The sequence below is a fragment of the Micromonospora sp. CA-269861 genome, assembly GCF_050948505.1.
Classification (GTDB): Bacteria; Actinomycetota; Actinomycetes; order Mycobacteriales; family Micromonosporaceae; genus Micromonospora.
Genome location: NZ_CP192014.1, coordinates 6,999,647 through 7,011,677 on the forward strand (window position 1 = coordinate 6,999,647; position 12,031 = coordinate 7,011,677).

Annotated in this window: 9 protein-coding genes; 3 read left to right on the top strand and 6 right to left on the bottom strand. The window is 69.7% G+C overall.

Annotation, left to right across the window (positions count from 1 at the left end):
* Positions 1-11: 11 nt before the first annotated feature.
* On the bottom strand, positions 12-2,834 hold the full coding sequence (gene dnaB / locus ACQP0U_RS32285) for a replicative DNA helicase (RefSeq protein ID WP_433314525.1): 2,823 nt from the start codon (positions 2,832-2,834) through the stop codon (positions 12-14).
* A 395-nt stretch (positions 2,835-3,229) separates the two neighbouring features.
* Here dnaB and ACQP0U_RS32290 point away from each other — a divergent pair, with 395 nt between their 5' ends.
* Positions 3,230-4,792 (top strand): hypothetical protein, encoded by a 1,563-nt coding sequence (locus ACQP0U_RS32290; protein ID WP_433314527.1) that lies wholly within the window; start codon positions 3,230-3,232, stop codon positions 4,790-4,792.
* A 158-nt stretch (positions 4,793-4,950) separates the two neighbouring features.
* Here the strand turns inward: ACQP0U_RS32290 and rplI are convergent, their stop codons facing one another.
* From rplI to rpsF, 4 genes are all read right to left on the bottom strand, one after another.
* Entirely contained in the window at positions 4,951-5,397 is a 447-nt protein-coding gene (rplI, locus tag ACQP0U_RS32295) for a 50S ribosomal protein L9 (RefSeq protein WP_433314529.1), read from the bottom strand.
* Between the two features lie 14 nt (positions 5,398-5,411).
* Positions 5,412-5,651 (bottom strand): 30S ribosomal protein S18, encoded by a 240-nt coding sequence (rpsR, locus tag ACQP0U_RS32300; protein ID WP_013289355.1) that lies wholly within the window; start codon positions 5,649-5,651, stop codon positions 5,412-5,414.
* A gap of 41 nt (positions 5,652-5,692) precedes the next feature.
* Complete coding sequence (locus tag ACQP0U_RS32305) at positions 5,693-6,229, bottom strand: single-stranded DNA-binding protein (protein ID WP_181518404.1); 537 nt, start codon at positions 6,227-6,229, stop codon at positions 5,693-5,695.
* Positions 6,230-6,310: 81 nt separating this feature from the next.
* The gene (rpsF, locus tag ACQP0U_RS32310) at positions 6,311-6,601 is read right to left on the bottom strand and encodes a 30S ribosomal protein S6 (protein ID WP_036391391.1); all 291 of its coding nucleotides are present in this window, start codon (positions 6,599-6,601) and stop codon (positions 6,311-6,313) included.
* 628 nt (positions 6,602-7,229) lie between these two features.
* On the opposite strand from rpsF, the gene ACQP0U_RS32315 reads away from it, so the two are divergent.
* Positions 7,230-8,021 (top strand): deoxyribonuclease IV, encoded by a 792-nt coding sequence (locus tag ACQP0U_RS32315; protein WP_433314532.1) that lies wholly within the window; start codon positions 7,230-7,232, stop codon positions 8,019-8,021.
* Positions 8,018-10,315, top strand: a complete 2,298-nt coding sequence (locus ACQP0U_RS32320; RefSeq protein WP_433314535.1) for a hypothetical protein — start codon at positions 8,018-8,020, stop codon at positions 10,313-10,315. The genes ACQP0U_RS32315 and ACQP0U_RS32320 overlap by 4 nt, the downstream gene beginning before the upstream one ends.
* A 118-nt stretch (positions 10,316-10,433) precedes the next feature.
* Here ACQP0U_RS32320 and ACQP0U_RS32325 read toward each other — a convergent pair whose 3' ends face one another.
* Positions 10,434-11,942 carry a glycosyltransferase family 87 protein gene (locus ACQP0U_RS32325; RefSeq protein WP_433314537.1) on the bottom strand — a complete coding sequence of 503 codons (1,509 nt, stop codon included), beginning with the start codon at positions 11,940-11,942 and terminating at the stop codon, positions 10,434-10,436.
* Between the last annotated feature and the right edge of the window lie 89 nt (positions 11,943-12,031).

A 12,031-nucleotide genomic window follows, 5' to 3' on the forward strand; every position in this document is an offset into this window, starting at 1 on the left:
CGCTGCGCCGGTCAGCCGATGGCCATGTCGACGAAGCGGGACAGGTGCAGCTGAGCCGCGACGGTCACGGTGTCGGTAGGCCCATTCCGATGCTTGGCAACAATAAAATCCGCCTCCCCGGCCCGCGGCGACTCCTTGTCGTAGTAGTCGTCGCGGTGCAGGAGGATGACAACGTCGGCATCCTGCTCAATTGATCCAGACTCACGCAAGTCGGACAATTGAGGTCGCTTGTCGGTGCGCTGCTCGGGGCCACGGTTCAGCTGGCTGACCGCGATGACCGGGCACTCGACCTCCTTGGCCAGGAGCTTCAGGCCACGGGACAGGTCGGCGACCTCCTGCTGGCGACTTTCGGTGCGCTTTGGCGAGGTCATCAGCTGGAGATAGTCGACCACGATCATCTTGAGGTCGTGCCGCTGCTTGAGCCGCCGGGCCTTGGCCCGGATCTCCATCAGGTTCATGCTCGGTGTGTCGTCGACGAAGAGCGGTGCCTCGCTGATCTCGCCCATGCACCGGGCCAGCTTGGTCCAGTCGTCGTCGGAGAGCTGACCGCTACGCAGCACATGCAGCGGCACCCGCGCCTCGGCGGAGAGCAGCCGCATGACGATCTCGACCTTGCTCATTTCCAGCGAGAAGATGGCGGCCGCCTGGTTGGCGCGAATCGCAGCATTTCGGGCAAAGTCCATGCTGGCCGTGCTGTTGTGGGTGGGGATCATCGCCCGGCTGGCCAGGTACAGGTGTTCGTCGTTATCGACGGTCACGCACCGCACCGGGACGCTGGGAACCGGGCGGACGTCGACGATGAACCGCGAGGTCGTCCGAACGTCGGAGGCGGTGCGGCGGCGTTCGGCGTGCGCGTCCTGCTTGCGCTTGAGCCGAAAGATCACGTCCGGCGTGGAGAAGTTCAACGTGTACGCGATGGAAGACTCGGGGGTACGGCCGCGTACCGGCTTCGCATTGACCGTGCAGCGGTAGCCCAGGCTGACGATGAGTTCGCGGACGTCATCAGCCAGCCTCTTCGAGGTCGACGTGTACTGCAAATTGCCAGCAGGGGCGACCGTCCCATCGGTGTCCATCAGCCCCGCTAGCAACGCCCTGCGCTGAGCCTCCGAGCCGCGCAGATAGACGCCCGGGATGTGCTTGTTTCCCGCTACCCCGACCTGACGCAACAACCCGACGAAGGACCCGTTCCGGTGACGGCAGCCGGAGCACTTCCTGGTCGCTGGATTCTCACGCAACGCCCTGGTGGAAACGCCACAGTCCACGCAGACACCGTTTCCCGGAGCAGCGGACGTGGGCTGCAGCAGAATGGTGTAGACCATCGGCCCGCTGGGCCGCACGACGAAGCCGTCCGCCTCGACGTGCGTGACCATCTCCGGATCTGCCGTGGTGAAGCGGCTGGCGCCGCTGTGCCCGTCACCGAGCCACGCCCCCAACGTGTAGGGCGGAACCAGCAGGTCTTGCTCCGAAAGCTGAAGGGGAGCGCTGTTCCGTACGGCGTGGTTGAGCCGGCGTTCGACTGTGTCGGTACGCAGGGTGGCCGCGATCTCGGCGGTGGTGACGACGCCGTCGTGGTCGGCCCGGCTGCTGGCATTGACCTCCCGCTCGGCTCGTTGAAGAAGCGCGCTCAGGAGGGGACCGGCCGGATAGCCGGGCGCAGTCCAGTTCCGTGGTTTGCCGCTGCGGACGGTGGGGCGGCTGATCCGACCGACCGACCCGACCTCACGGGCGACTGTGTGCAGGACATGCCGGAACTCCGGCCCGACCTGCTCGATCGTGTCGAAGAGGGTGATCGGCTGGTTCCGCAGGGAGCTCAGCCGCTCATGTGCCGCACGTACGTTGGCGAGCGACGACTCGGACCAGTGCCGCCTTTGGCGCGCCGGCCCCTGCCGCCGACTAGCCCGACTTGTCGTCTTCCACAGGTGCTCCGCATCGGCCACGATGACCGTGCCGTCAGAGAACTCCACCTCGTAGCAGGGACGGTCGTGCATGACGTCGAAGGCGTGTGTGACCGTGGTGGGTCTGCCGTCCGCCGCGAGAAGTTGATCGCCTGCCTTGACCTCACCCATCGTGGTCCAGCCGTCTGGGGTCGGCAGCGGGGTGTCGAGCGCGAGCGCCTTGCCGAGACCAGGCCTGCCAGCCACGATGATCAGCTGTCCGGCGTGCAGGCCGTTGAGCAGTCGGTCCAGGTCGCTGAAGCCGGTCGGGACACCGGTCATCATGCCGCCCTGCGCGCCCACCGCCTCGATCTCGTCGAGCGTCGGCTGCAGCATGTCGGCCAGGACCGCGAAGTCCTCGCTGACCCGCCGTTCGGTGACGTCGTAGACGGCCTGCTGGGCCAGGTCGACGACGTCGTCCACGTCGCGGCTACCGCCGCTGGCGGTGCCGTAGCCGAGCTGCACGATCTTGGTGCCGGCCTCGACCAGCCGGCGCAGCACCGCCCGCTCGCTGACGATGCGGGCGTAGTACGCCGCGTTCGCGGCGGTGGGCACGCTGGCGATCAGGGTGTGCAGGTACGGCGCGCCACCGATGCGGACCAGATCCCCGGAGTCGGCGAGTGCCGCCGCGACCGTGATCGAGTCGGCCGGCTCACCGCGGCCGTAGATGTCGAGGATGATGTCGAAGATGGTGGCGTGCACCGGCCGGTAGAAGTCGTTGGTCTTGAGGATCTCGACGACGTCGGCGATGGCGTCCTTGGACAGCAGCATGCCGCCGAGGACGCACTGCTCGGCGGCGACGTCCTGCGGCGGGGTCTTGTCGTACTGGCCGTCCCGCGGCGCGGGTGGCTGGCCTCCGCCGGAGCGTGGCTCTGCCCGCATGTCGTCGGTGACCGACACGGGTCCCCCCTCCACTGCGCCGGATCCAGTCCCAGCTCTACCGCTGGGGTACGACACTTCCGTCCGACCGGGCCGGTCGATCGGGGGCCATCGCCGGCGGTCGAGGGCCAACCATACGGACCCCGAGGTCAGAGACTCAACAACGCCGGTGGACGAGCCTCGGGACAACCTGTGGATCCCGGTGGACAGCATGTGCGCAGCGTGTGCACAGCCTGTGGACAACCATTGGGGAATTCTCGGCCACAAGTCTTTGACCTGCGGAGACATGCTCCCCAGCCTGTGGAGGAGAATATTTCGGTCGGGCCTTTGACACGATCGTCCCGTACTATCTCCAGCGAACGGCTACACCTGGACAGCGGATTCCGCTTTCGGTTCAGAAGGGTCACACTCCGGCCGTGAGTTACCGGGACTGGGGACGCGGCGATGGCAGCCCGCGCGAGCGCCAGCCAACCGCCTCGTGGAGTGAGCGCGCGGCGTCTGTTCCGGTTGATCCGTACGACGAGGACGGGCGCTACCGCACCTCCAGCCGACGGCGTGCGTTGGACCGCGGCCAGGACGAGCCTGTCGACGCCTATCTGCCCAGGTGGGCGCTGGAGTCAGGGGTCCGGCACGCGGATGGCGGCGGTCGCCACGCGGCGCCTGACGAGGCCGAGGATGAGCCCGAGCGGCCGACGTCCGGCGCGGGCCGGCGGTCCGCCGAGTCGTCGACCGGTCGGCGGCGGGGCAGCGAGACGCGTCGGCGAGAGCAGGCGGCGATCGGCCCGGCGCCGGACTCGGACCACACCCGCGAGTGGACGCTCGACCGGCCGCAGGATCAGGGATACTCCGGCCGCAGACGGGCCGACGCCGGGGAGGACGAGCCAATCTCTGGCGCTGTCGCGGATCGGCGTCCCCGCCGCGCGCCCGTTGGCCGTCCGCAGGTGATCTGGTCGGGCGGGGATCTGGAGGCCGCCCCGACCGAGCAGGTGCCGGACCAGGAGCCGAGCCGTCGCAGCCGGCGCAGCCGTCGTGCGGCGGAGGAGTCCTGGACCCGTCCGGCGGCCGACCCGTGGGCCCGAGGATCAGACCGGGTGGCGGAGCCCGAACCGTCGTACCCGCCGGCGGTGGATCCGTGGGACGCCTCGGGCGTGCAGGCCTGGCCGCCGGTGACCGGGGCTGGTGGCGGTGACGGCGGGGACCTGAGCGGTCAGTGGTCGGCGGTGGAGAGCGTCGGTGGCTGGGAGCGGTCGGACCGCACCGGTCAGTGGGAGCGGTCCGCGATCGAGGACGACCAGTGGGACCGTACGCTGCCGCCGCGCTCCGATCGCTCGGCGACAACCGAGGGGTGGCCGAGCCGGGAAGACGGATTCTGGTCCGGCACCCGGCTGGCCGATGACGACCCACGTTGGATGGATCCTCCGACGTCGGCGCCCCGGTCGCCGGTGGTGGGTTACACAGCTCCACGACCGCGCAGCGCGCCTGCGCCGCGTGCTGGTGTGCCGCGTGCTGGTGCGCCCCGGCGGCGGGCAGACCGACCGTCGGTAGGAACGGCGTCGGTACGTCAGCGGGTCGAGTCGGCGGCCACGGGTGCCTGGGCGCGCCGCCTGGAGGACGATCTGCTGGACCCGGATCCGGGTGGGTCGGTTCGGCCTCTGCTGTACACGGCCGCCTGTTACCTGGTGCCGGCAGTGCTGATCTTCGTATGGCTGTTGACGTTGGACAGCCAGGCGCCGGCTGGTTGTGTGACGGACATCAGCGGCGGCGGGTGCGAATCGGCCCGGTCCCGCGCGTTGGAGTCACTCCTCGCCGGTTCGCCGCGCTTCGGGTTGGCGCTGGTGAGCAGTCTGGTGGTGGCGGCGCTGCTGCGTCGGGTGGGTACGACGTGGCGCTCGGCGACCATCGCGGTTGCCGCCGCGGTGGTGGGCGGCGGCCTCTCCACGGTGCTGATCAGCGCGGTGACGGGCCAGCCCATCGGGTGACCCGTCTGCGGGTCGGGGCCAGGACGGGCGGGCGGCGGGTCGGTGCACGCGCTGCGCGGGCGGCCACTCTCGACCCGGGCAGTGCCGGGTTGGACGACGTACGCACGAGGGCCCGCACCGATCGCTCGGTGCGGGCCCTCGTGGTGGTGTTGCGGACGTCAGCCCTGAAGGACATTCAGGTTGAACGACGCGGTCACCTCGGGGTGCAGCTTGATCTTCACCGGGTAGGTGCCGGTCGACTTGATGTGACCGGGCACCTCCAGCCGACGCCGGTCGAGGACCGGGCCGCTGGCCGCCTTGACGGCGTCGACGATCTCGGCCGGAGTGACCGAGCCGAAGAGCCGTCCGCCGTCGCCGGCGCGGACCTTCAGGTTGACCTTGAGACCCTCGAGCTGAGCCTTGACCTCGTTGGCGTGGTCGAGGTCGCGGATCTCGCGGGCCCCACGGGCCCGCTTGATGACCGTGACCTGCTTTTCCGCGCCCTTGGTCCAGGCGATCGCGAAGCCCTGCGGCAGCAGGTAGTTACGGCCGTAGCCGTCCTTGACCTCGACGATGTCGCCCGGGGCACCGAGGCCGGACACTTCCTGAGTCAGGATGATCTTCATATCGGTGCCTCCTCTCAGCGGGTGGTGGCCGTGTACGGCAGGAGCGCCATCTCACGGGCGTTCTTGACCGCACGGGCGATCTGCCGCTGCTGCTGCGAGGTCACGCCGGTCACCCGCCGAGCGCGGATCTTGCCGCGATCGGAGATGAACTTGCGCAGCAGCGCGGTGTCCTTGTAATCGATATAGGTGATCCCGTCCTTGTCGAGCGGGTTCACCTTCTTCTTCGGCTTGCGAAGTGCCGCAGCCTTGGCCATTGCACGTGCTCCTGGTTTGCGATCGCGGGCGCTCGGCGCCATTAGAACGGTGGCTCCTCGTCAAAATTGGCGCCCGAACCGGCACGCGCGGGAGAAGGAGCAGCCGAAGCCCAGGGGTCGTCGAAGTTGCCTCCGCCGCCACCCTGGTTGCCACCGCCACCGCCGCCACCGAAGCCGCCGCCACCGCCGCCGGAGCGGGACATCTTCTGCACCTTCGCCGTGGCGTAGCGCAGCGACGGGCCGATCTCGTCGACCTCAAGCTCGATGACAGTGCGCTTCTCACCCTCGCGGGTCTCGTACGACCGCTGACGCAGCCGGCCCGACACGATCACCCGAGCGCCGCGCTGCAGCGACTCGGCGACGTGCTCGGCGGCCTGCCGCCAGACGGTGCATGCGAGGAACAGCGGCTCGCCGTCCTTCCATTCGTTCGACGCCTTGTCCATGAAACGGGGCGTCGAAGCGACTCGGAACTTGGCGACCGCCGCCCCGGAGGGGGTGAACCGCAACTCGGGGTCATCGGTCAGATTGCCGATGACCGTGATGGTGGTGTCTCCTGCCATGACCATCTCCTCGCGCACTCAGCGTTTCGTCGTACAGGCTCGCAGAGCCGTATGACGAAGTCGCGGAGGCTGATCCGGACGAACCGGGGTTTGGATGCTCTAGCGCATTTCCGGTCGGATGACCTTGGTGCGCAGCACGGACTCGTTGAGCCGGAGCTGACGGTCCAGCTCGGCCACCGCAGCAGGCGTGGCCTGCAGGTCGATGACGGCGTAGATGCCTTCGGCCTTCTTGTTGATCTCGTACGCGAGGCGCCGGCGGCCCCACACGTCGGTCTTCTCAACCGAGCCACCCGCGGTCCGAATCACGTTCAGGTACGTGTCGAGCGACGGTGCGACGGTGCGCTCCTCGAGGCTGGAATCGAGGATGACCATTAGTTCGTAGTGACGCAAGACGTGCTCACCTCCTGTGGGCTAAGCGGCCACGGTCCTTCCGTGGCAGGAGGTCTTGTGTCGCCGCCCGCACGCGCCGAGGGAACCCGGCCGGACGCGGACAACCTGACCAGGATACCCGGTCCGAACGATCATGCCCGGGGTGGTCTGGGTCGCACCGGACGTGCCGACGGGGGCCCACCGATCCGACCGTCAATCGGCCGGTGGTGGACCCCCGTCTACGAGGCCGCGGGGCGTCCGGTCCGCATTCCTTGGGTGGGACCTGGGGAGGAACGACCACACCGATGAGGTTGGACCGAAGACGCCCCGCGGAGCTTTATCGTGTTGTTATCTGACGATACAACAGCACTCGTACCGTGTCGGGGGGAAAAGCCCAATTTTCCGAGATTCGTCATCGCCCGGTATGCGGTGTGCGATGGGGTCGCCCCCGCTGCGCCGGGCCGCGCGGCGGGGGTGACCTCGCTGTCGGCCGCCGACCGCCGGTCGCCATGTGCGACGCTCGCGCCGCTGGCGGCACCGGGTGCTGGTCGCCGGTTCAAACCCATCAACGATCGTCGGTCCGTCCGGTGACGCGACACCGCCCCGGCCGTCGCCCCGCCGGTCGGGGTCGCGACGTAGGCTCGCTCGCATGCGTATCGGAGCCCACGTCGATTCGACCGACCCGCTGGCGGAGGCGGCCGCCCGGTCCGCCGACACCGTGCAGTTCTTCCTCTCCGACCCACAGGGTTGGAAGGCGCCCAAGCCTCGCGAGGATGCCGAGCGGCTACGCGCTGCCGAGGTCGACCTCTACGTGCACGCGCCGTACGTCATCAACGTGGCCACTCTCAACAACCGCATCCGGATCCCGAGCCGAAAGCTGCTGCTCGGGCACGCCAACGCGGCCGCCGCCATCGGCGCCAAGGGCCTGATCGTCCACGGTGGGCACGTCAACGCGGGCGACGACCTGGCCGTCGGCTTCGACAACTGGCGCAAGACCTTCGCGTACGCGGCAGACTCCGGCGGCTTCGGCGTACCGGTCCTGATCGAGAACACCGCCGGCGGCGACAACGCCTGCGCCCGACGGCTGGACGCGCTCGCCCGACTCTGGGACGCCATCGGTGACCACGAGGTCGGCTTCTGCCTGGACACCTGCCACGCGTACGCGGGCGGCGAGGAGCTGCTCGGCCTGGTCGACCGGGTCAAGGCGATCACCGGGCGGATCGACCTGGTGCACGCCAACAACTCCAAGGGCGGGTTCAACTCCGGCCAGGACCGACACGACAACCTGGGCGGCGGGACGATCGACCCGGAGCTGGTGGTGGCGGTGATCCGGGCGGCCGGCGCGCCGGTGGTCGTCGAGACACCCGGTGGTGTGACCGGCCAGGCGGCCGATATCGACTTTCTGCGTGAGCAGCTCGGAGCGGAGAGCCCGGCGGCATGACGAGCGGACAGCCCGGGACCGGCAGTGCCCGGCCCACCCCCACCGGCGCGGACGCCGAGAGCCGACCCGCAACCACGGCCGCGGCCGGCACACGCACCCAGCCGGCTCGCACCGCCGACAAAGCCTCCGACAAGGCCTCCGCCGAGACCACCGCGGACCACTCGCCAGTGGGCGACGGTGCAACGACCGGAGCCGGCCCGATCGACGACCCCGAGGCCGACCCCGCGACGAGTGGTGCCGCCAGGAAGGACACCGCCCGGCAGGCCGACAAGCAGGGCACCGCAGCCAAGCAGGACACCGCCGAGGGCGGCACCGCAACCAGCGACAGCACCGCCAAGGGCAGTGCCGCAGCCAAGGGCAGCGGCCAGGCCACGGACAGCAAGTCCGCCAAGGACGGCGACCCGGCCAAGGACAGCGGCGCGGTGGATGGCGCGACCAAGGACGGTGACCCGGCCAAGGGTGCGAAGGCGGGTGACGCTGACGGTCCGGACAAGGCCGACGGCGAGGCGAAGCCGGTCGGCCCGGAGCGGTGGGAGGCGTTCGCGTCCGCGCCGGAACCACGGCCCTCCATCTTCACTCGGGCGGGCCGGGCCGTCGGTCGGTTCCTGATCCACGAGTGGACAGTGGCCACCCTCGGCGCGTTGGCCCTGGCCGTGCTGATGACCTGGCCGACGCTGCGCTATCCGCGCTACACCCTCCCGCAGGACTACTGGGACCCGAGCCTGCAAGCCTGGCAGATGGCCTGGTCCGGGCACATCCTGCTGGCCGACCCGGCGCGCCTCTGGCAGTCCAACACGTTCTTCCCCGAGCTGTGGAGCTTCGCGTTCTCCGACACGCTGCTCGGGTACGCCCCGGCCGGGATGCTCGGCAGTGGTCCCGAGGACGCCGTGCTGCGCTACAACATCATGTTCGTGCTGGCGCACGCGCTCGCCACGCTCGGGGCGTACGCGCTGGCCCGACAGCTCGGGGCCGGCCGGATCGGCGCGGCCGTCGCCGGCGTGAGCTACACCTACGCGCCGTGGCTGCTGGCCCAGGCCGGGCACCTGCACGTGCTCTCCAACGGCGGGATTCCGCTGGCGCTGGCGATGTTGGCGCGCGGGCACGGGTGGTCCCTCCGGCACGGCTACCGGCCGGAGCGCCGGCATGACGGTTGGGTCTACGCCGGTTGGCTGGTGGCGGCCTGGCAACTCAGCCTCGGCTTCGGCATCGGGCTGCCATTCGCGTACTTCCTGGCCGCCGCGGTGCTGGTCGCTGCCGTCCTCTTCTTCGTACGGCGGCTGCGCACCAGGCAGCCAGTTCCGTTCGGTCGCCGGTTGTTCACCGCCGACGTGCTCGGCGGGGTGTTGTTCGCCGGTGTCGGTCTGCTGATGGCGTTCCCGTTCTTCAGGGTGACCGAGCTGCACCCGTACGCCGAGCGCACCATCGGCGACATCAGCCTCTTCTCGCCGCCGGTGTCGGGCTTCGTGACGGCGCCCGGGGAGTCGCGGATCTGGGGTGGGCTGCACGAGGGGGCCCGGGCGGCACTGCCCTGGCACCCGGAGATGACCCTGCTACCGGGCTTCGTGCTCTACGCGCTCGCCGCGGGCGGGTTGTTCTTCTCGGTCTGGCGGCTGCGGCACCGACTGCTGCTGCTCGCCGGTGTACTGGCGACGATGGCCTTCGCGATGGGCACCCGTTTCTTCGACGGCACGTTCACCTATGTGCCACTGTTCGAGCATCTGCCGGGCTGGAACGGGTTGCGTACCCCCGGGCGGTTGATGCTCTGGACCACGTTGTTGCTCGGCCTGCTCGCGGCGGGCGCGGTCACCGCGCTCACCGACCGGGTCCGCGAGTTGACCGCGCAGCGGATTCCGTCATGGCCGGGGCCGTGGCTGCGGATGGCCACTCTGCTGCCGCTGCTGCTGGTCACCGTCGAGGGCCTGAACACCACCCCGCATCCGGTGGTGCCCACCCAACCGGCCGCGATGCGCTCGGCGCAGGGGCCGATGCTGGTACTGCCCAGCAATCAGAGCCTGGACCAGCACGTGATGCTCTGGTCGACCAGCGGGTTCCCCGACGTGGTCAACGGCGGTAGCGGCTTCACGCCCCGTCAGCTCGACGACGTCCGTCGGGTGAGCCAGTCGTTCCCGGACCAGACGAGCGTCGACTACCTGCGCACGCTCGGCGTCCGCACGGTGGTGCTGCTGCGCGGTCAGGTGGTTGGCACGCCGTGGGAGATCACCATCGACGCGCCGGTCGAGTCGCTCGGCATCAGCCGGCAGGACGTCGGCGACGCCGTCGTCTACCGACTCTGAAGCTTCAGCGCGGAAGCGTCAGGGGGAGCCCAGCCGGCTCCGGCGGTCAGGATTGATCCCGGCACCGGGTGGGCTCCCCGAAAACCCTGATGTGGTGCAGGCCGCCTGGGCCTGAGGGTCAGGTAGCTGCGACGGGCTCGGGTCGGGGTTCACTGCTCGTGGCGTTGCGGCGCCAGCGGTCTATCCAGGGGGCGTCTGGTGCGCCGTCGAGAACTCCGCCGTCCGGGTCGTCCGGGTAGGTGGCGCGCACCGCGTCCCGCTCGGGGTGCAGAATCTCCTTGACGACGAACACGCAGAGCACCACCACGGTGACCAGTCGCAGCGTCGAGGCCAGCACGAACACCCCCTCCGGAAAGACCGGACGGCTGGTCGCCGCACCGAGCAGTTCCCCGTAGAAGGCGACGAAGTAGCAGACCTCGGCGATCTGCCAGGCAAGGAACGCGCCCCACTTCGGTCGGGCCAGCACCACCAGCGGGAGCAGCCAGAGGACGAACTGCTGCGACCAGACCTTGCTGAAGATGAGGAACGCGGCGACCACCAGGAAGGCGAGCTGAGCCAGCCGCGGTCGGCGCGGCGCCCGCAGCGCCAGCACGGCGACGCCGAGGCAGGCCAGCCCGAACAGCGCGTACGAGACGGTGTTGAGGGTCGGGATGTTGGCGTTGAGCCACTCGAACGGGCCGAGGTTGGCGGGGTCGTTGCCGACCTTGCCGTCCAGGTAGCGCCCGATGTACCAGAGCGTGCCCCAGTCGATCGGCCGGGTGGTGTTCAGCTCGAAGAATCTGTCCCAGTTCTCCGGGTACGCCCGCGCGGTCGGCAGGTTCACCAGCACCACTGCCGCGATCGCCGTCCCGATGGCGATGAGCGCAGCCCGAACCCGGTCGGCCCGCAGCGCCAGGATGAGGATCGGCCCGAGCAGGAACAGCGGCCAGAGCTTCGCCGCGCCGGCCAACCCGAGCAGCACGCCGGCCAGCGCTGGTCGTTTTCGGGCCCAGGCCAGCAGGCCGAAGGCGGCCAGCCCGATGGCGAGCAGGTCCCAGTTGACGGTGGCGGTGAGCACCAGCGCCGGGGCGAGTGCGAACAGCGCCGCGTCCCACGGTCGTCGGCGGCGCAGCGCCAGGATCACCCCCACCGTGGCCACCGCGAGCGCGCCCAGCACCAGCGCGTTGAGGTTGTAGAACCACTGGCCCTGGTTGATGCTCGGGTCGCCGTCACCGATGGCGTGCACCGGCAGGCCCAGCGCCCCCATGAAGTAGCCGGTCAGGACCGGGTACTCAACCGGGTGGTCGCGGTAGGGCACCTTGCCCTCGTTGAGCCCTTCGGCGTAGTAGAGGGCGAGGACGTCGGTGTAGCAGAACCGGGTGTACTGGACGTTGTTCTGCCAGGCGCCGTTCTGGCAGGGCGATTTCTGCACCCAGTGCAGCGCGAGCGTGAGGCACACCAGCGCCAGCACGATCCGCGTGGCGGTCCAGAAGCGACTCTCCCGACCGGCCGGCCGGTCCAGCGCTGTCGCGTGGTCGCCCAGCGGGCCGCCGATGACGCTGGAGACGCCGCGGACGAACCCGTCGGAGCGGGACGGGTGATCAGTGGTTCCGGCGTCGTCGATGCCGGGCGTCGACTGGGTGCTCATGAAGAGGCATCCTGCCGTACGACAGGGGTGCCCGTCCTGTCCCGGCGCGGAGTTCCGGGTACGAAAACGCCGCCGCCGGCCGGGACAGG